This is a genomic window from Ureibacillus sp. 179-F W5.1 NHS, assembly GCF_045369345.1.
Lineage (GTDB): Bacteria > Bacillota > Bacilli > Bacillales_A > Planococcaceae > Ureibacillus > Ureibacillus halotolerans.
In genome coordinates this window covers 1-21,323 of record NZ_JBIQFG010000026.1, presented here as the reverse complement: position 1 = coordinate 21,323, position 21,323 = coordinate 1, and the positions used below count along the sequence as shown (strand labels likewise).

The 21,323-nt window shown below is 37.6% G+C and carries 17 protein-coding genes; all 17 read left to right on the top strand.

The genetic code is table 11. From position 1 onward, the window contains the following. Window positions 1–22: 22 nt before the first annotated feature. The gene (locus ACH0B5_RS11975) at window positions 23–1,753 is read left to right on the top strand and encodes an adenine deaminase C-terminal domain-containing protein (RefSeq protein ID WP_406927871.1); all 1,731 of its coding nucleotides are present in this window, start codon (window positions 23–25) and stop codon (window positions 1,751–1,753) included. 16 nt (window positions 1,754–1,769) lie between these two features. Further along, window positions 1,770–2,819 (top strand): DUF3048 domain-containing protein, encoded by a 1,050-nt coding sequence (locus ACH0B5_RS11970; protein ID WP_406927870.1) that lies wholly within the window; start codon window positions 1,770–1,772, stop codon window positions 2,817–2,819. 21 nt (window positions 2,820–2,840) lie between these two features. Further along, window positions 2,841–3,158, top strand: a complete 318-nt coding sequence (locus tag ACH0B5_RS11965; protein ID WP_122972584.1) for a YerC/YecD family TrpR-related protein — start codon at window positions 2,841–2,843, stop codon at window positions 3,156–3,158. A 178-nt stretch (window positions 3,159–3,336) separates the two neighbouring features. Further along, complete coding sequence (gene pcrB / locus ACH0B5_RS11960) at window positions 3,337–4,032, top strand: heptaprenylglyceryl phosphate synthase (RefSeq protein WP_406927869.1); 696 nt, start codon at window positions 3,337–3,339, stop codon at window positions 4,030–4,032. Between the two features lie 68 nt (window positions 4,033–4,100). Further along, on the top strand, window positions 4,101–6,359 hold the full coding sequence (gene pcrA, locus ACH0B5_RS11955) for a DNA helicase PcrA (RefSeq protein ID WP_406927868.1): 2,259 nt from the start codon (window positions 4,101–4,103) through the stop codon (window positions 6,357–6,359). 43 nt (window positions 6,360–6,402) lie between these two features. Beyond that, window positions 6,403–8,403 carry an NAD-dependent DNA ligase LigA gene (ligA, locus tag ACH0B5_RS11950; RefSeq protein WP_406927867.1) on the top strand — a complete coding sequence of 667 codons (2,001 nt, stop codon included), beginning with the start codon at window positions 6,403–6,405 and terminating at the stop codon, window positions 8,401–8,403. Window positions 8,404–8,417: 14 nt separating this feature from the next. Then, window positions 8,418–9,596, top strand: a complete 1,179-nt coding sequence (locus ACH0B5_RS11945; RefSeq protein ID WP_341362727.1) for a CamS family sex pheromone protein — start codon at window positions 8,418–8,420, stop codon at window positions 9,594–9,596. 324 nt (window positions 9,597–9,920) lie between these two features. Next, window positions 9,921–10,214 carry an Asp-tRNA(Asn)/Glu-tRNA(Gln) amidotransferase subunit GatC gene (gatC, locus tag ACH0B5_RS11940; RefSeq protein WP_122972589.1) on the top strand — a complete coding sequence of 98 codons (294 nt, stop codon included), beginning with the start codon at window positions 9,921–9,923 and terminating at the stop codon, window positions 10,212–10,214. A 25-nt stretch (window positions 10,215–10,239) separates the two neighbouring features. Further along, window positions 10,240–11,703 carry an Asp-tRNA(Asn)/Glu-tRNA(Gln) amidotransferase subunit GatA gene (gene gatA / locus ACH0B5_RS11935; RefSeq protein WP_341362726.1) on the top strand — a complete coding sequence of 488 codons (1,464 nt, stop codon included), beginning with the start codon at window positions 10,240–10,242 and terminating at the stop codon, window positions 11,701–11,703. Between the two features lie 2 nt (window positions 11,704–11,705). Beyond that, window positions 11,706–13,151 (top strand): Asp-tRNA(Asn)/Glu-tRNA(Gln) amidotransferase subunit GatB, encoded by a 1,446-nt coding sequence (gene gatB / locus ACH0B5_RS11930; protein ID WP_122972591.1) that lies wholly within the window; start codon window positions 11,706–11,708, stop codon window positions 13,149–13,151. Between the two features lie 119 nt (window positions 13,152–13,270). Further along, on the top strand, window positions 13,271–13,840 hold the full coding sequence (locus ACH0B5_RS11925; protein WP_122972592.1) for a thioredoxin family protein: 570 nt from the start codon (window positions 13,271–13,273) through the stop codon (window positions 13,838–13,840). A 100-nt stretch (window positions 13,841–13,940) separates the two neighbouring features. Further along, window positions 13,941–14,864, top strand: coding sequence for a diacylglycerol kinase (locus ACH0B5_RS11920; protein WP_341362725.1), 924 nt, complete (start codon window positions 13,941–13,943; stop codon window positions 14,862–14,864). A gap of 258 nt (window positions 14,865–15,122) precedes the next feature. Further along, window positions 15,123–16,469 (top strand): cytochrome ubiquinol oxidase subunit I, encoded by a 1,347-nt coding sequence (locus ACH0B5_RS11915; RefSeq protein WP_122972594.1) that lies wholly within the window; start codon window positions 15,123–15,125, stop codon window positions 16,467–16,469. Beyond that, complete coding sequence (locus ACH0B5_RS11910) at window positions 16,466–17,491, top strand: cytochrome d ubiquinol oxidase subunit II (RefSeq protein ID WP_122972595.1); 1,026 nt, start codon at window positions 16,466–16,468, stop codon at window positions 17,489–17,491. Before ACH0B5_RS11915 ends, ACH0B5_RS11910 begins: the two co-directional genes overlap by 4 nt. Window positions 17,492–17,503: 12 nt before the next feature. Further along, a complete protein-coding gene (gene cydS / locus ACH0B5_RS11905; protein WP_406927866.1) occupies window positions 17,504–17,617 on the top strand; it encodes a cytochrome bd oxidase small subunit CydS family protein in 114 nt (37 codons plus the stop codon). Window positions 17,618–17,731: 114 nt separating this feature from the next. Continuing rightward, the gene (rlmD, locus tag ACH0B5_RS11900; protein WP_406927865.1) at window positions 17,732–19,093 is read left to right on the top strand and encodes a 23S rRNA (uracil(1939)-C(5))-methyltransferase RlmD; all 1,362 of its coding nucleotides are present in this window, start codon (window positions 17,732–17,734) and stop codon (window positions 19,091–19,093) included. 276 nt (window positions 19,094–19,369) lie between these two features. Further along, window positions 19,370–21,130, top strand: coding sequence for a methyl-accepting chemotaxis protein (locus ACH0B5_RS11895; protein WP_122972597.1), 1,761 nt, complete (start codon window positions 19,370–19,372; stop codon window positions 21,128–21,130). The last annotated feature ends 193 nt before the right edge of the window (window positions 21,131–21,323 follow it).

The following is a 21,323-nucleotide window of genomic DNA, read 5'->3' as shown; positions in this document are numbered from 1 at the left end:
GAAATAGAAGGGAGTGTTACAAATGCCAAAGTCTACATGGAAAATAGATGAAATAAGAAAACAAGTAGCTGTCATTGACGGAAACAAAGCGCCAACAATCGTTTTAAAAAATGCACGTTATTTACATAGTGTATTCAAACAATGGTTAGTAGGAAATATTTGGATTTTAGCTGATCGTATTGTTTATGTAGGTAAGGAAATGCCTTCTAATTTGGATAATACAGAGGTAATGGATTTAGAAGGGAAAGTGGTTGTTCCGGGTTATATTGAACCCCATGTACATCCATTCCAATTATATAATCCACACTCCTTTGCAAATTTTTCTGCACAAAGTGGAACAACAACTTTTATCGCAGATAATATGAACTTTGTTTTTTCACTCCCAAATCAGAAAGCGTTTTCATTGTTGAACCAGCTGAAAAAATTACCTTTTTCTTTCTATTGGTGGGTTCGGTTTGATTCCCAAACGGAACTCGACAACGAAGATGAATTATTTACAAATAAATCTGTTTTAGAATGGCTTGAACGAGATGATGTGATTCTTGGGGGAGAATTGACAGGATGGCCACGTTTAGTCCGCGGTGATGATTTAATGCTTCATTGGATACAACTAGCTAAAAATAAAGGGAAAAAAGTAGAGGGGCATTTTCCTGGAGCCTCAGAGAAAACGCTTGCTCGTATGAAATTGTTTGGCGCTGATGGTGACCATGAAGCGATGACAGTTGAAGAAGTAGAACGAAGAATTCTTCATGGATTAGATGTTACTTTAAGACATTCTTCGATTCGACCAGACTTACCCCAATTACTTAAAGGGATTATGGAGAAAAAATTGAATGTTTTTGACCATTTAATGATGACAACAGATGGTTCTACACCGAGTTTCCATCTTGATGGCGTAATGGATAAATGCATTCGTATTGCCCTTGACGAAGGTGTTTCTTCAATAGATGCTTATAATATGGCTTCTTATAATATTGCACGATATTATAATATGACCCATCTTCATGGTCTTGTGGCAACAGGACGTTTTGCTACATTAAATATTTTAACCGATCCATTTAGTCCAAACCCAGAGTCAGTATTATCAAAAGGTGTTTGGTTAAAGAAAAATCATCAAAAAGTAAATTCCCTTTCAGAAATTCAATGGGATGGATTAGGACCATTAAATCTATCCTTTGATTTAACCGATGACGATTTCCAATTTTCAATGCCGATTGGAATTGAAATGGTTAACGATGTCATTACTAAACCATATTCTATTAGTTTACAATTTACTAAAAAGGAACTCCCCCTTGGAAAAGATGAAAGTTATTTAATGTTAGTAGACCGTCAAGGAAAATGGCGTGTTAACACAATGATTAAAGGATTTGATACTGGTATAAAAGGGTTTGCATCCTCCTACTCAAATACAGGTGAAATTATTTTAATAGGAAAAAGCATAGAAGATATGAAAGTAGCATTTAATGAATTAAAGAGATTAAAAGGTGGAATGGTGCTAGTTGAAAATAAAGAAGTTATAGTTTCGATTCCCCTTGCCTTAAATGGAACTCTCTTTGACGGTGATGTAGAAGAATTAATTCAATATGAGTTAGCTTTAAAATCTGCTCTAAAAGAAAGAGGCTATCGTCATAGTGATGCAGTCTATACATTACTATTTTTACAAGCTACACATTTACCATATATTCGTATCACTCCACGAGGTATATATGATGTCATGAAAAAGAAAGTGATGTTGCCCGCTGTGATGCGTTAAAGGGGGAGAAAAATTTTTGTTTCGATGGAGAAGACTGTGCTTTTTATTAATTATTTCAATTCTATTAGTTGGATGCGGTAAGAAAGATGAAAAGAATGAATCAGTAGAATCTATCGAAGAAGAAAAAGAAACGATACCTGTATCAGAAAACGTAGAACAATCCTTTGTTACACCGTTTACTGGTGAAAAAGTACAAGAAGAAGTGTCAATGCGACCGGTCGTTGTGACGATTAACAATCATCCAAAAGCAAGGCCTCAATCGGGTATTGCCTCTGCTGATGTCATTTATGAAATGTTAGCCGAAGGGGATATTACAAGATTACTAGCCTTGTATCAATCTGAGCTACCTAATAATATTGGACCGATTCGTAGTGCAAGGGATTATTTTGTTGAAATTGCAGCCGGATTAGATGCATTTTATATTGCCCACGGCTATAGTCCAGAAGCGCGAACATTACTTGAAAATGGAGTCGTTGATCATGTTAATGGAATGGCGTATGATGGGACGTTGTTTAAACGATCGAAGGATCGAGTTGCACCCCATAACTCCTATATGCCAGGTGAAAATATACAAGCCGCAGCAGATAAAGTGAGCGCTTCACTTCTTTATCAGAAAAAAGTATCGTATACTTTTTATAAAGAAGATGAAAGTGTTAAAATAGGAGAGAAAGCAAATTCCGTGTCGGTTACTTACAGTAACGACAATTCGTTTAATAGCCTTTATACTTATGATGAAAAAAGTAATCGTTATACACGGCAATCGGGAGACGCTGTGACAACAGATTATTTAACAAATGAGCCGTTGAAACTTTCCAATGTTTTAATTTTTGAAATGAAACATTCCATTATTGATAATAAAGGACGCCGTGAAATTGACCTTCATTCTGGTGGAGCCGCGTATGTATTCCAACAAGGAATGATGCGAGAAGTTCGTTGGGAAAACAAGGATGGTGTACTGAAAGCAGTAGAAGAAGATGGTAGTGAAGTCAAATTAGTACCTGGACAAACGTGGATTCATTTTGTTCCAACAGATCCAGGCATTGCAACCTCTATAACATACTCGTAGCAATAGAAAGGATGAATGAATATGCAGATCGATAAAATTCGCGGGCATCAAACGGACCAATTATTTAAAGCTGTATTGGAATTAAAAGATCTTGAAGAATGCTATAAATTTTTCGATGATTTATGTACCATTAGTGAAATTCAATCATTAGCCCAACGGTTTGAAGTAGCCCATTTATTACGTTTAAAGAAAACGTATGAATCAATTAAAAAAGAAACAGGTGCATCTACTGCAACAATTTCTCGTGTTCGACGTTGTTTTGATTATGGAAATGATACTTATGATGAAATGTTAGGTCGTCTTTATCCAGATGAGAAACCGTTCCAAGCATCTAAATAATGATAAGCTTAAAAGTGAAATTTAGGCTGTTTAGTTAGTCAAAAGTAAGAAGACTTCCTAGACAGCTTTTTCTATTGAGTAAAGAGAATGTAATTTTCGCTTTATGTAAGTTTACGTTATACTTGTAAGCGTATATAAAACAATTGATTTTTCAAATTTGATAGGTGGGAATGGAAGAATGGATTATAAAAATTGGCGACATGTGTTTAAAGTGGATCCAGCAAAGGAAATTTCAGATGAATCGTTAGAAAAAATATGTGAATCGGGTACGGATGTCATTTTAGTTGGTGGTACAGATGGTGTCACAATCGATAATGTAATTGATATTTTACTACGAGTACGACGTTTTTCAGTACCTGTTGCATTGGAAATTTCAAATGTTGAATCCGTTTTAGCTGGTTTTGATTATTACTTCATCCCTTCTGTTTTAAATAGCCGTGAGACAAAATGGGTGAAAGACCTACATCATGAAGCGATTAAAGAGTATGGAGACGTCATGGTTTGGGACGAATTAGTTGCGGAAGGATATTGCGTTTTAAATCCTGATTGCAAAGTAGCGCAAGTAACAAATGCCAATACGGATTTAACGAAGGACGATGTCATTGCCTATGCTCGTCTTGCCGAAAACTATTTTAAATTACCGATTTTTTATATCGAATATAGTGGAACTTATGGAGATAAAGAAATAGTATCTTCTGTAAAGGAAGTATTAAATGACACGAAACTGTTTTACGGTGGAGGTATTACAACTGTAGAACAAGCAGCTGAAATGGCACAAATTGCCGACACAGTCGTAGTAGGCAATATTATATATGACGATTTAAAACAGGCGTTAAAAACAGTAGAAGCTGTAAAAGGCGTTGTAAATGAATAAACCAAGTGCGAGAATAAATTCGTTATAGTATAATTGAGAACAAATGTTTGTATAAAGGGCGGTGCATCATGGAACAAATAACGAAAAATTTACTGAACGGAATGAATCCACAGCAAGCAGAAGCTGTGAAAACGACAGAAGGACCGTTACTAATTATGGCAGGAGCTGGTTCTGGGAAAACGCGTGTTTTAACCCATCGAATTGCTTACTTAGTAGTGGAAAAGGAAGTTTATCCTTCGAAAATTTTAGCGATTACCTTTACAAATAAAGCAGCACGGGAAATGCGCGAACGTATTGATAATTTACTTGGTAACGGTACGACGGAAAGTATGTGGGTTTCTACTTTCCACTCCATGTGTGTGCGCATTTTAAGACGCAATATCGATCGAATAGGCATTTCAAAAAACTTTTCCATTTTAGATTCTGCGGATCAATTGTCTGTTGTAAAAAATGTATTAAAGGAATTAAATATTGATTCCAAACGTTTTGAACCTCGCGCTATTTTAAATGCTATCAGTGCAGCTAAAAACGAATGTATTACTGCAGATCAATATAAAGCAAATAGCAACCCGAACAATCCTTATGAGAAAGTCGTTGCACAAGTGTACGAGGGGTACGAAAAAAGACTTCGACGTAATCAGTCTTTAGATTTTGATGATTTAATTATGACAACGATTACGTTGTTTGAACGTGTTCCAGATGTGTTGGATTTCTACCAAAATAAATTCCAATATATTCATGTGGATGAGTATCAAGATACGAACCATTCCCAATATAAACTTGTTCAATTACTTGCACAAAAATTTAAAAATATTTGTGTCGTTGGTGATTCAGATCAGTCCATTTATAGATGGCGTGGAGCTGATATCGGCAATATTTTATCCTTTGAAAAGGATTACCCTAATGCAAAGGTTATTTTATTAGAGCAAAATTACCGTTCAACAAAACGGATTTTACAAGCAGCCAATGATGTCATTGAACATAATGAAAGTCGATATCCTAAAAAACTTCGTACGGACAATTTAGAAGGAGAGAAAATAGTTCTTTATAAAGCTTATAATGAACAAGATGAAGCTCAATTTGTTGTGCAAACAATCCAAAAGCTAATGGAAAAAGAAAACCGTTCATTAGATGACTTTGCGATTCTTTACCGTACGAATGCCCAGTCCCGTGTGATGGAGGAAGTGCTCGTTAAATCGAATATGACTTACCAAATCGTCGGTGGAACAAAATTCTATGATCGAAAAGAAATTAAAGATTTATTAGCCTATTTAAGATTAATTGCCAACAATGATGATGACTTATCCCTTGCTCGGATCATTAATGAGCCAAAAAGAAATATTGGGGCTACATCGTTCGAAAAAATGGCTACATATGCTATTCAACAAGACCGTTCCATTTTTGATGCGATGAAGGAAGTTTTGTTCATGGGCTTAACTCCGAGGGCAGCAGGTGCGGTTGATAAATTCCGAGAGTTAATCGAAGGATTTACGAAAATGCAAGAGTATTTATCCGTTACGGAGCTTGTTGAACAAGTGATCGAAAAATCCGGTTATCGGGCAATGCTTGAAAATGAAAAAACGATTGAATCAGAAAGCCGTTTAGAAAATATAGAAGAATTTTTATCTGTTACGAAGGCTTTCGAAGAGCGTAGTGACGATAAATCTTTAATTGCCTTTTTAACAGATTTAGCGCTAGTAGCAGATATCGATGCTCTAGATAAAGAGGATACATTAAAGGGAAGTATTATCTTAATGACGATGCATGCTGCAAAGGGATTAGAGTTCCCGATTGTATTTATTATCGGTATGGAAGAAAATGTCTTCCCCCATTCCCGTTCTTTAGACGATCCAGCGGAAATGGAAGAAGAACGGAGACTTGCTTATGTTGGGATTACGCGGGCGGAGCAACGTTTATATTTAACTTGTGCTGGTTCTCGTACTCTATTTGGCCGTTCAAGCTACAATATGCCTTCCCGCTTTTTACAAGAAATTTCGGAAGACATTATCGAACAAATTTCAAAATCCGGCCATCGTATAGATGCGGATGAATTACCATTTAGTACCGGACGTAGCCAACGGGCTCAAAGTCAAAGACGAAGAACGATAGGGAATGTCCAAACGAAGCCACAAATTGCGAACCTTCAATCGACTGGCGGTGACCAACTCCAATGGAAAGCTGGAGATAAAGCTGTCCACGGTAAATGGGGGACTGGAACGGTTGTTAGTGTGAAAGGTGAGGGGGACGGCATGGAATTAGATATCGCCTTCCCAAGTATAGGAATCAAACGATTACTTGCTAAATTTGCTCCGATTACGAAAGGGTAAAAGGGAACTATCTTCGTAATGGATGAAAAGATGGAGGAATAAAATGAACGATATTGAAAAACGAGTTGCCGAGTTAAATCAACTTCTTCATAAGTACGGTCATGCCTACTATGTTTTAGACAAGCCCCTTGTGTCTGATGCGGTGTATGATCAGCTTTTAAATGAATTAATTGCATTGGAAAAAGAGAATCCTTCTTTAATTTATCCAGATTCGCCGACTCAACGTGTTGGCGGTGTTCCGTTACAAGGATTTAAGAAAGTAACTCATAATTATCCGATGTTAAGCTTATCCAATGCTTTTGGTGAAGAAGATTTAAGGGATTTTGACCGTAAAATTCGCCAATCGATTGGGAACGATTTTTCCTATGTTTGTGAATTGAAAATTGATGGATTAGCTATCTCATTACGCTATGAGAATGGCGTATTTGTTCAAGGGGCAACCCGAGGGGACGGTACTGTTGGAGAGGATATAACGGCCAATTTAAAAACGATCCATGCCATCCCCCTTCGTTTAAACGAACCTGTAACAATTGAAGTGCGCGGAGAAGCATATATGCCGAAAAAATCCTTTGAAGCATTAAATAAAGCTCGTGCCGATAAAGGGGAAGAACTTTTTGCTAACCCGCGTAATGCGGCAGCTGGTTCCCTTCGTCAGCTTGACCCGAAAATTGCGGCAAGTCGTAACCTTTCCACATTCATCTATGCCATTGGTGGGGATGGGGAAGCTTATGGAATTGATTCCCATGCAGAAATGCTTGATTATTTAGAGACATTAGGATTCCCTTCCAATAAAGAGCGGGAATTTTGTGAAACAATTGACGACGTTCTTGCGTTCATTAATAAGTGGACTGAAAATCGCCCTCATCTTCCGTATGAAATTGATGGGATTGTCGTAAAAGTAAATCGCTATGCTCATCAAGATGAATTAGGCTATACAGCAAAAAGTCCACGTTGGGCCATTGCTTATAAATTCCCTGCAGAAGAAGTAATGACAACTTTACTAGATATCGAACTAACGGTAGGTCGAACAGGGGTCATTACACCAACCGCTATTTTAACTCCGGTTCAAGTTGCAGGAACAACTGTTGGAAGAGCATCCCTTCATAATGAAGATTTAATTCGCGAAAAGGATATTCGTATTGGCGATACCGTGATCATTCATAAAGCAGGAGATATTATTCCGGAAGTTGTTGGTGTCATTTTAGAACAGCGTCCAGAAAACTCTGTTCCTTTTGAAATGCCAACTAATTGTATTGCTTGTGGAAGCGAGCTTGTCCGCATTGAAGGTGAAGTAGCTTTACGTTGTGTCAATCCAACATGTCCTGCTCAAATTGCTGAAGGTATTAAACATTTCGTTTCAAGAAACGCGATGAATATTGACGGTTTAGGAGAAAAGGTAGTAGAACAACTTCTTCGTGAAAATTATATTCGTGATGTAAGTGACCTTTATCACTTAGAAGCAGAGCAGCTTGTAAAACTGGAACGAATGGGCGAAAAATCAGCGAAAAATTTAGTAGAAGCAATTGAACGTTCAAAGGAAAATTCGATGGAAAGATTGCTGTTTGGACTAGGAATTCGCCATGTTGGTGAAAAAGCGGCCAAATTATTAGCAGAAACGTTCGAATCGATGGATGCCCTGATGGCAGCGAAGGAAGAAGAAATTACGGCGATTTATGAAATCGGTGGTAAGATGGCTGACTCCATCGTTACGTATTTTGACAGTGATGAAGTGCAAGCGTTGATCACGAGACTGAAAGAAGCCGGTGTCAACATGCTGTATAAAGGTAAAAAGGTACAAGTGGAAATGGGTAACAATCCATTCGCAGGGAAAACGATTGTTTTAACTGGAAAATTATCGCAATTGACACGCAATGAAGCAAAGGCGAAAATAGAAGAGTTGGGTGGAACGGTAACAGGTAGTGTAAGTAAGAAGACAGACCTTGTTATTGCCGGCGAAGATGCAGGTTCAAAATTAACTAAAGCAAATGAACTAGGCATCGAAGTTTGGGACGAAAACCGCCTAATTGAACAATTACAACAGTAAAGGAGTTTCAAACGATGAACCGATTTCGCTGGATTCCGGCGATGGTCGTTGTTGCAATGCTAACAGGTTGTGTACCTTCATTCAAAGAAGATACAGAAGTGTTACAAGATACAGATGAAACTGAAGCAGAAGTTGAAACGACAATCATCCCAAGTATGCAATTAAATGATAATTATTATAAAACGCTAGTTCCGTATAAGGAAAGTGCTAGCCGTGGATTAGTCGTGTCTAATATTAATACGAAGTACGACATTAAAGAAGTAGAAGAAGGACTAATGCGCCTTTCACAAAATGTATTTGATACAGAAAATTACTTCTTCCAAGAAGGTCAGTACTTAGATAGCGATACAATTAGTAACTGGCTTGCTCGTAGTAACCAAAATCCCGATGAACCAGAAGAACTAAGAGGGTTAAATCCAGCTGATGTTAATAAAAGCGGCGAAAAAATGGACCCTGAAACAAGGGCGAAAGAAGCACCCATTTATCTTGCCCATATCGTCGAACAAAATTATCTAGTTAAAACAGATGATAATAAAGTAAAACTTGGTGGTATTTCGATTGGACTTGCTTTAAATTCCATCTACTACTACCAAAAAGAACAGTACGGGGACACTTTTGAAGAAAAAATTCCAGATGCTGAAATCGAGCAAAAAGGGAAAGAAATCGCAAAAGAAGTCATTTCCCGTTTACGTCAACGTCCTGAACTGAAGGATGTTCCAATTGTAATTGGTTTGTTTAAACAGCAAGCAAATAATGCAATCATACCTGGATCCTATTTTGCATATAACATTTCAGAAAAGGGGCAATCGGATTTAGGAGAATGGCAAGATGTGAATGAGGCATACGTAACATTCCCAATGTCTTCACCAGAAGCGGTATATCGTGAAGTTAATGAAAGCTTCCAAAACTTTAAACATGAAGTAGATGAATATTTCTCCAATTATACAAGTGTTATAGGTAGAGGATTCTATCAAAATAACACGCTCACAAAGTTGTCCATTGAGGTTCCAATCCAATTTTATGGTACGACGGAGATCATCGGATTTACCCAATATTTATCGGGAATTATTGTTCAACAATTGCCTAAAGATGTGGATATAGAAGTTAGCATTACTTCGATAAACGGACCGGAAGCCCTTTTAATAAAAGAACGTAGTGATAAAGAGCCGTTTGTTCATATTTATGATTATTAATATGGACTAATCACTTCTTAGGAAAGTAGTATTAGAACATTCTAATGCTACTTTTTTATGTTGAAGTATGAAAGGAATAGCTCAATCTATTAGGAAATGATTAAATTTGCCTTTAATTTATGATATTTTTATTAATAGGTTTGAATTGGCGCGGTTTAAGGCGATAATATAGTTGATTATATAGGAAGTAATGAAGGCCTTGTAGTAGATGACCATTGATGTGCAAGAACTTTCAGGTTTTTGTCCTATTTTGTGATTTTTTATGAGAAAAATGGTATTATTATTGATTATTGCCACGCTTTAGAATAACGGAGGTGTAATGAAATGGCGAAATTATCAAAAGAAGAAGTAAAACACGTTGCCCATTTAGCGCGACTAGCGATTACTGATGAAGAAGCAGAGAAATTTGCAAACCAATTAGAAAAAATTACTGATTTTGCCCAAACATTGAGCGAATTAGATACAACGAATGTCAAACCAACATCCCACGTTCTACCGATCGTTAACGTTATGCGTGAAGACGTTGCCCAAAAAGGTTTAGATCGTGATGTAATGATGTTAAACGTAAAAGAGCAAGTGGATGGTCAAGTAAAAGTACCACCAATTTTAGAAGACTAAACCGCGATAAAAAGGAGGGAACTTCATGACGTTATTTGAACGTTCATCGAAAGAATTACAAGAAGGTTTACATAACGGCGAGATGAAAATCGCTGATTTAACGAACGAAGCATTTGCTCGCATCGAAAAACTAGATGACGATGTACAAGCTTTCTTAGCTTTAAATAAGGAAAAAGCAATGGAGCAAAGCTTAGAGTTGGACAAAGTTCCATTTGAACAACGGGGACCATTATTCGGCTTACCAATCGGTGTTAAAGATAACATCGTAACAGAAGGTTTAGAAACAACTTGTGCTTCTAAAATTTTAGAAGGTTTTATGCCAATTTATGATGCAACAGTAGTTAAAAAACTACGTGAAGCAGGTATGGTAACCGTGGGGAAATTGAATATGGATGAATTCGCGATGGGTTCATCTAATGAAAACTCCGCTTATAAAACAACGAAAAACCCATGGAATCTTGAGCATGTACCAGGGGGATCTTCTGGCGCATCTGCAGCTTCCGTTGCAGCAGGTGAAGTGCCATTTTCTCTAGGTTCAGATACTGGTGGATCAATCCGCCAACCAGCTGCATATTGTGGCGTAGTAGGTATGAAGCCTACTTATGGTCGTGTATCTCGTTTTGGTTTAGTGGCCTTCGCGTCATCATTAGACCAAATCGGACCAATTACACGTAACGTTTATGACAATGCTCTACTTCTTGAAGCAATTGCAGGGGTAGACCCTAACGACTCAACTTCAGCAGATGTACCTGTACCAAACTACGTATCGAAATTAGATGGCGACATTAAAGGTTTACGTATTGCGGTACCAAAGGAATATTTAGGTGAAGGGGTAAACGAAGAAGTTAGAAATTCCGTATTAGCAGCTCTTGACGTTTTAAAAGGGTTAGGTGCTACTGTAGAAGAAGTATCCCTTCCTCATTCTAAATATGCTTTAGCAGCTTATTATATCCTTTCATCATCAGAAGCTTCATCTAACCTTTCCCGTTTTGACGGTATCCGTTATGGTTTCCGTGCAGAAGGCGTGAAAAACTTAATGGAACTTTATAAAGAAACACGAAGCCAAGGTTTTGGTGATGAAGTAAAACGCCGTATTATGCTTGGAACGTACTCTTTAAGTGCTGGAACTTACGATGCTTACTATAAAAAAGCTCAACAAGTTCGTACGCTTATTAAAGAAGATTACGATAAAGTATTTGAAAACTATGATGTAATTGTTGGACCAACAGCACCGACACCTGCTTTCAAAGTCGGTCAAAACATCAACGATCCATTAACGATGTATGCGAATGATATTTTAACCATTCCGATTAATTTAGCTGGTGTTCCTGCTATTTCTATTCCATGTGGATTTGAAAATGGCTTACCATTAGGTTTACAAATTATCGGAAAACATTTCGATGAGGAAACAATCTATCGCACGGCTTACGCTTACGAACAAGCGACAGAATTTCATAAACAAACTCCTCAAATTTGGGAGGGTAAATAAATATGAACTTTGAAACAGTTATCGGGTTAGAAGTACACGTAGAATTAAAAACAGAATCGAAAATTTTCTCTCCAGCACCAAACCATTTCGGTGCTGAACCAAATACAAACACGACAGTAATCGACCTTGGATATCCAGGTGTATTACCTGTGTTAAACAAAAACGTTGTTGATTTTGCGATGAAGGCTGCCTTAGCTTTAAATATGAAAATAAACCAAGAAACAAAATTTGACCGTAAAAACTATTTCTACCCAGACAATCCGAAGGCTTACCAAATTTCTCAATTTGATAAACCAATCGGCTATGATGGTTGGATTGAAATTGAAATCGAAGGTACAGACGGTCAACCAGGGTATACGAAAAAAATTGGTATTACCCGTCTTCATATGGAAGAAGATGCGGGTAAATTAACCCACGGTGATGGTTATTCATTAGTTGACTTTAACCGTCAAGGTACGCCACTTGTGGAAATCGTATCAGAGCCAGATATTCGTACGCCAGCTGAAGCTTATGCTTATCTTGAAAAGTTAAAATCAATTATTCAATACACTGGTGTTTCCGATGTGCGTATGGAAGAAGGTTCTTTACGTTGTGATGCGAATATTTCCCTTCGTCCATACGGTCAAGAAGAATTCGGTACAAAAACAGAGCTTAAAAACTTAAACTCTTTCAACTTTGTTCGAAAAGGTCTTGAATATGAGGAAAAACGCCAAGCAGAAGTGTTAATGTCTGGTGGCGAAATTAAGCAAGAGACTCGTCGTTTCGATGAAAAAACTGGTAAAACAATTTTAATGCGTGTGAAGGAAGGTACAGATGATTACCGTTACTTCCCAGAGCCGGATTTAGTTGATTTAAAAATTGACGATGAATGGTTAGAACGCGTTCGTCAATCCATTCCTGAACTTCCAGATGCTCGTAAAAAACGTTATGTTGAAGAGCTTGGGTTAAACGATTACGATGCAAGTGTACTAGTTGTGAACAAAGAGATTTCAGATTTCTTTGATGAAATGGTCGTTGCCGGCGCGGATGCGAAGCTTTCTGCGAACTGGTTAATGGGTGATGTGTCAGCTTACTTAAACGCAGAACAAATTGAAATTAGTCAAACGGCATTAACACCAGAGAATTTAGCAAGTATGGTGAAATTAATTGCAAATGGTACAATTTCATCTAAAATTGCGAAAAAAGTTTTCAGTGAATTAGTGAAAAACGGTGGAGATGCTGAGAAGATTGTGAAAGAAAAAGGGTTAGTTCAAATTTCTGACCCAGCTGTATTACTTGGCTTAGTAACAGAAGTGTTAGATGCGAACCCGCAATCTATCGAAGACTTTAAAAACGGTAAAGACCGTGCAATTGGCTTCTTAGTAGGTCAAATTATGAAAGCTTCTAAAGGACAAGCGAACCCACCAATGGTAAACAAAATCCTTCTTGAAGAAATTAATAAACGCTAATTAGTATTTGCCCCTATCATTCCAATGAAAGTTGGTTTGTAGGGGTTTCTTCGTCCAATCCTAAAAATTGTAATTTGCCCACATTTTATGCAAAATAAAAGAAAAAGGGGGAGTAAATAATGAAAACAGAACAACAATATTTTGAAGAATCCATCCCAATGGCCCAGTATATGGAACAAATGACGACGCCTATATTAAAAGAGAAAAGTTTTGCAGTATACGAAAATTTCAATGTAAATCCGAATGATGAACTTTTCCCATTATTAAAAGAGGAAAAACCTCATATTTTAGCCATTACGGAAGATTGGTGTGGCGATGCGATGCTAAATAATGCGGTTATTCGTAAAATAGCTGAAGAAGCGGATTTAGAAATTCGCTGCGCTTTCCGAGATGCGGATACCGATTTAATCGATCGCTATTTAACAAATGGCGGAAGGGCTATTCCAATCTATTTATTGTTAAATGAACAAGGTGAAGTGATTGGGAAATGGGGGCCTCGTGCACCAGAATTACAACAATTAGTGACAGAAATGCGGGCACAATTACCAGAAAAAGGAGACCCAACATTTGAACAAAAGCAAAAAGAAATGTATACTTCTATGCAGGACAAATTTGTTCATGATCCTCAATGTGCACAATGGGTTTACGAAGATATGAAAAAAGTACTATCAAAAGCTATACAAAAATAAAGTTTTAACGGAAAGGTCCTTTGAAAGTTCTTCTTACTTAGGACTTTCCCTTTTGTTGAAAAGTTTTATACATATTACGAAGTATAGGATGGAAGATAAAATGAAAAGAGCAAGAATCATTTACAACCCCACATCAGGTAGAGAGCTTTTTAAAAGAAACTTACCTGAAGTTTTAGAGAAGCTTGAAATTGCCGGGTACGAAACATCATGCCACGCAACAACTTGTGAAGGAGATGCGAAACAAGCAGCCGCACAAGCTGTAGAAAGAGGTTTTGATATTATCATTGCTGCTGGTGGTGATGGTACACTAAATGAAGTAGTAGCAGGGATGAGTCCTTATGAAAATCGACCGAAGTTAGGTGTAGTACCAATGGGAACGACGAATGATTTTGCAAGGGCAATTCGAGTTCCGCGTAAAATCGACGAGGCCATCGATATCATTATAAAAGGCGATACAATACCAGTCGATGTCGGGTTAATAAATGATGACCGTTATTTCATTAATATTGCTGCAGGTGGGCGTATAACGGAATTAACATACGAAGTACCGAGTAAAATGAAAACACTTCTCGGTCAACTTGCTTATTATTTAAAAGGAATTGAAATGATTCCTTCCATAAAAGCGACGAATATGCGCATCGAATTTGATGGGGAAGTTTTCGAAGGAGATGCCATGATGTTTTTATGTGGATTAACAAACTCTGTTGGTGGGTTTGAAAAAATAGCACCAGATGCAAGTATTAACGATGGATTATTCACTATGATGATCCTGAAGAAATGTAGCATTGCGGATTTTATAAAAGTGGCATCTTTAGCACTCCGCGGGGAACACTTAAATGATCCGAATGTGATTTACCGAAAGGCAAGTGTAGTGAAAGTTTCCAACGTGGAAGAAAATGAAACGATTCATATTAACTTAGATGGTGAGTATGGTGGGGATGCACCCGTTACTTTTACTAACTTAAAACGCCATATTGAAGTATTCGTTCCAATCGAGGATATTCGTGAATTGGACCGAGTGTAATTAGCAGGAATGACCTGTATAAATGTTAGGGTAAACTAACGTTTATACAGGTTTTTTATTTTGAAAAAATGTTTGAAAGGATACTACCAGTTCTAATTAACACCGTTCAACTTCTACAAAAATGGGCATAATGGCTGTAAGGGGAGAGACAAATGTATAAAAAACAAGAAAAATGGCTAATTTACTTAAGTTTTGGAGTAGCAGCAATTATGTTGCTATCGATTTTAGGTCGATTATTTAGTTAGGGAGGACTTATTTTTGATTAACGAGTCAGCGGTGTTTTGGAGTCGAGTACTAACTGAAACAACCTTATCTTTTCATATTATTTATGCAACAATCGGCGTCGGCGTTCCGTTGATGATTATGATTGCCCAATGGGTCGGTTATCGAAATAATGATGAACATTACATTTTACTGGCAAGACGCTGGGCTAGAGGATTTGTCATTACGGTAGCCGTTGGGGTTGTTACAGGGACGGCAATTGGTTTACAGCTTTCTCTATTATGGCCAAACTTTATGGAGCTAGCAGGACAAGTCATTTCGTTACCTTTATTTATGGAAACCTTTGCCTTTTTCTTTGAAGCAATTTTCTTAGGTATTTATTTATATACTTGGGATCGTTTTGATAGTCAAAAGAAGCATATGCTGTTGCTCATACCTGTTGCCATCGGAGCATCGATGTCAGCGGTATTTATCACAATCGTCAATTCATTTATGAACGCGCCTCAAGGGTTCGATGTAGTAAACGGAAAGTTAGTCAATATTCAACCGTTAATCGCCATGTTTAACCCTGCAATGCCAACAAAAGTAACCCACGTCCTCGTTACAGCCTTTATGACTGCAGCGTTTATATTGGCATCCATCGCAGCCTTCCGTTTATTAAAGGGTTCAGATCATATTTATCATAAGAAAGCACTTTATCTTGTAATGAAATGTGGTCTTATTTTTTCGATTGCATCGGCCATTATTGGGGACTTTTCAGGAAAATATTTGGCTGAGTATCAGCCAGAAAAGTTAGCAGCTGCCGAATGGCATTTTGAGACGGAGGAAGGGGCCGATCTTATCCTATTCGGGATTATGAATGATGGAGAGGTAAAGTATGAAATTACCATTCCTTATGGGTTAAGTATATTAGCCTTTAGTAATCCGATGGCTGAAGTAATTGGGTTAAATGAATTTCCGGAAGATGAAAGACCTCCCCTTTATATCCATTATTTATTTAATTTAATGGTGTTTATCGGGATGTTCATGGTTCTTGTTTCCTTTATTTATTTAGTCGGGAAATGGCGTGGCTGGTCGTTTATCGCAAGCAAATGGTATCGATGGGTAGTCGTAGCGGGAGGCCCGTTATCGGTCATTGCCATTGAAGCGGGTTGGTGGTTAGCAGAAGTCGGAAGGCAACCGTGGATATTGCGAGGGATAATGCGGACAGAGCAAGGGGCAACGACAAGTGGAAATGTAGATTTGATGCTCCTTCTATTTTGTATTTTATATATTGTGCTAGGGATAGGTAGTATCGTCGTCTTATCAAGAATGTTTCGTTCCAATCCTATTGAAAAGGAAATTGAAGACAGGGAATCGGAAAAGGGTGGTGAAGTGCGATGAATCTTGAAGTGTTAGGAATTTCTGTATTATGGATATTTCTATTTGGTTATGTCATTGTGGCATCCATTGATTTTGGAGCAGGATTTTTTAATGCCTATAGTTTATTAACCGATCGATCCCATATTCTAACGGAGATTATTAAGCGCTATTTATCACCGGTTTGGGAAGTGACGAACGTATTTCTTGTATTCTTTTTCGTAGGTATCGTTGGATTTTTTCCCCAAACAGCTTTTTATTATGGAACGATTTTACTTGTGCCAGTGAGCATTTCATTATTGTTGTTAGCCATCCGGGGTTCCTATTATGCCTTTGAATCTTATGGTTCAGCAGGCCATAAAGGGTATGCCTTTGCCTATGGGCTAGCGGGGTTGTTAATTCCTGCATCCCTTTCAGTCGTTTTTACCATTTCGGAAGGTGGCTTCGTTGAGATGGTAAACGGACAGCCTGTATTAGATTATTGGGCGCTATATACAAGCCCCCTTTCTTGGAGCATTGTGTTATTAAGTATTTCAGCAGTTCTTTATATATCTGCGGTCTTTTTAACTTGGTATGCATGGAAAGCTAAGGATTTAGAAGCAAGTAACTTAATGAGAAAATATGCCCTAATCTGGTCTGTCCCATTAATTATTACAGCCTTCGGGATTATCGTAGAGTTACGCGGTCATAATGTAGAACATTATGAGAACATCGTCGCTATATGGCCTTTATTTGCACTTTCGGGATTATTATTTTTAGTTACGGTTTGGTTTATTTGGAAAAAGAGGTCATATGGTACGGCAGTAATTTTATTAATACTTCAATTTGCCTTTGCCTTTTTTGCCTATGGTGGTTCCCATTATCCGTATTTGTTATATCCATATTTAACAATACACGCTGGATTTACAAATAAAGAGATGGCGATTGCTTTAGTCATTGCCTTTATACTTGGTTTATGTTTATTGCTTCCATCCCTATATTTATTGTTCCGTTTATTTTTATTCAATAAAGACTATGTTACTGGCAAGAGTAACGATCATGCATAGGAGTGATACAAAATGAACGAGTTCATGATTTTTGTCGCCCCCTTTATAATAACTATTGTGTCAATTGTGCTGGCATTTCTATTAGCACCGATGGATAAAATCGTAAAGGATGAAGAAGTAAAATGAGGAAGGGCTGCTGTTAAAGTAGCTCTTTTTTAAAATGAGATAAATTTCGTGCAAAAGTAGAGATTTTTACCCTCCACTTGTTTTACAATAGAAGAATTGAATGGAGGACGGAACATGGTAGCACCAGTAAAGAAAAATGATCGAAAAATCGTTTTAGTAGAAGATTTAACCCATGATGGAAATGGTGTGGCGAAAATCGACGGTTATCCGTTGTTTATTCAAGGCGCCCTTCCACAAGAAACGGTTGAAGTACATGTATTAAAAACTTTAAAAAATTACGGCTTTGCAAAAATCGTAGATATAAAAGAAGAATCTCCAGATCGAGTGAAAGCCCCATGTATTTATTTTGGAAAATGTGGTGGTTGCCAGCTGCAACATTTATCTTATGAAGGGCAGCTGAAATGGAAAGAAAACATGGTACGTAACGTTATGAAACGGATTGGCAAAATCGATGCGCCAATATTGCCAGTGAAAGGTATGCAAGATCCGTGGAATTATCGTAATAAATCTCAAATTCCATTTACTCAAACGGAAACGGGTCCGATTGCGGGATTTTATAAATCAAAAACCCACGATATTGTCGACATGGAACGTTGTATTATTCAAGTAGAGGAAGCAGATCAAATCATGGCGAACTTGAAAAAGGAACTAATGGACATCGGTTTACAACCATACAACGAAGAGTCCCATCGAGGCATGCTTCGCCACGTCGTTATTCGAAAAGGGCGAGCAACAGGGGAAGTAATGGTCGTGTTAGTGACGAATAAACATAAGTTCCCACAAAAAGACGCAGCAATCGCATTGATCCGCAAGCTTGTCCCAAATGTGACATCGATTGTACAAAACGTTAATATCGAAAAAACGAATGTGATTTTAGGAAATGAAACGATTACCCTTTGGGGAAAAGATTTTATTGAGGATACAATTGGTAATGTCCGCTTTGAAATTTCAGCTCGTTCCTTCTACCAAGTAAATCCTGTACAAACAGAAGTGCTATATAAGCAAGCGTTAGATTATGCCCAATTATCCGGGGATGAAACGGTTATTGATGCTTATTGTGGGATTGGGACGATTTCGTTATTTTTAGCGAAGAAAGCAAAACAAGTGCTAGGAGTAGAAATCGTAGAACAAGCCATTGAAGATGCTAAACGTAACGCCGAATTAAACGGCTTTACAAATACGTATTTTGAAGCCGGCCCAGCAGAGGAAGTAATTCCACGTTGGTATGCTGAAGGTAAAAAAGCGGATGTACTAGTCGTCGATCCACCACGAAAAGGCTGCGATGAGGCATTGCTCAATACCATTATTGAGCAAAAACCAAAGCGAGTAGTTTACGTCTCCTGTAATCCAGCGACCTTAGCGCGGGACTTACGGGTACTCGAGGATGGCGGCTACAAAACAAAAGAAATCCAACCCGTAGACATGTTCCCGCAAACGACGCACTGTGAAGCGGTGGCGTGGTTGGAATTAGTATAAAGTAAGAAGAACGAATTCCTGATGGGGAATTCGTTTTTTTATTACTTAGAAAACTAGTTATTATCCGTTGAGCTTGATTTGAATTTAATGAAAAAAGTTTTTCCTCTTATTGCTAATTTTGACGAAATATATACTAAAGTTCGTAGATAGTATAGAAAAGTAAGACTAATAAGTTTATACTATAACTTCTAGTCTAAAGACCTACATCTGTTATATTATTTAGTGCTTATAGATTAGTGAATGCTTTTTTATTAATTTTCGGGGAGGATAATAAGAATGAAATTCAATTTGCTTGCATTTTTAACTGGAACGATTAAACGGAAGTTACTGACTGTCTCCATTTTATTATTGACGATTCCATTGATTGTTTTAGGTGTGTTTAGTTATGAAAAGAGTAGTAGTAGTTTAGATGAACTGGGTCAAACAAATTTAAAAAATAGTGTGGAACAAACCATTGAAATGATGGATGTACTCAATCAGCAAGTAGAAGAAGGCAAACTTTCCCTTGAGGATGCGCAGGAAAAAGTAAAAATAGCGATATTAGGAGAAATGGGAGAAGACAAAAAAAGACCAATTAACAAAAATATTGATTTAGGTGAAAATGGTTATATGTTTATTACTGATCGCGAAGGAACTTTTGTTGCTCACCCTTCTAAAGAGGGGCAGAACCTTTGGGATAAAAAGGATGAAAATGGTACATATTACGTCCAAGAATATATTGAAAGAGGTATCAATGGGGGAGGATATACCGATTTTATCGCTCCGTTTATTGATAACCCAAATAAATTCGGAGAAAAAATTTCCTACTCTAAAGAATTCCCTGAATGGGGTTGGGTAGTGGTATCAGGTACCTATATGGTAGATTTTAATAAACCTGCTGGTGAAATTCTGTCATTAAATTTCATCGTTATGGGGATAACGTTACTGATTGGTATTGTAGTGATTTGGCTATTTGCTAATAATGTGACGAATCCGATTAAAAAAGTAACGGAACAAATGACCCATATCGCTAATGGGAATTTAACAGTTGATGAACTGGACATTAAGTCAAAAGATGAAACGGGACAATTAGCCAATGGGCTCAATGACTTACATACTAATTTAAAAAATATGATTCAAAATATCTCAAACGCCTCCCAGTTGATTTCGTCCCACAGTGAGGAAATGACACAATCCGCAAATGAAGTAAAAGTAGGAACAGAGCAAATCTCTAAAACAATGGAGGAAATTGCATCTGGTACCGAATCGCAAGCAAGTCTGTCTGGTGATCTTTCGACATCAATGGGGATGTATGTGGAAAAAGTAGAAGAAGCAAATGACAATGGCGAACGAATTTATCAGTCTTCAAATGAAGTATTACAATTGACCGAAGACGGTGCCAAATTGATGCGACAATCTGTTGAGCAAATGTCAAATATTGATCGTATCGTTAAAGATTCCGTTGTGAAGGTACAGCAGTTGGATGTTCAATCCAATGAAATTTCTAAATTAGTTACAGTCATAAAAGATGTAGCTGAACAAACGAACTTATTGGCCCTTAATGCAGCAATTGAAGCAGCACGTGCTGGCGAACACGGACGTGGGTTTGCAGTTGTTGCAGAAGAAGTGAAAAAACTTGCGGAAGAGGTGTCCAAATCTGTAACGGATATCACACAAATTGTTAGTAGAATCCAAGGGGATACATCTGGCGTGGTAGACTCACTACAAACGGGATATTCAGAAGTCGAAAAAGGAACGAATCAGCTGAAAACAACAGGAGAGAAGTTTAGAAAAATTAATGATTCTGTTAAAGAAATGGCTTCGGCAATTAGTGTCGTTAGTGATCATCTAACGCTAATGAAATCCACAAGTCAGGAAATGAATTCGTCCATTGAAGAGATTGCGGCTATTTCGGAAGAGTCTGCAGCAGGTGTCGAACAAACCTCTGCCTCGGCTCAGCAAACAAGCAGTTCAATGGAAGAAGTTGCATCGAGTTCCGAAGAGCTTGCCAAACTAGCAATTGAGTTAAATGATTTGGTGAAGCAGTTTAGAGTATAGGTTAGTTAACAAAATAAGCACTCTGTGTGGGATGTACTCTCTGAATGCTATGAAGTAGTTACGTAGCAGGAGTGAGTATAAAGATAGAAGAACGAATTCCTAATGGGAAATCGTTCTTTTTATTAATTCTTTTAAAACCACGTGCTCTGCACGTGTGAAAATATACTTTTAGAGTGGTAATGGAGATGGAATT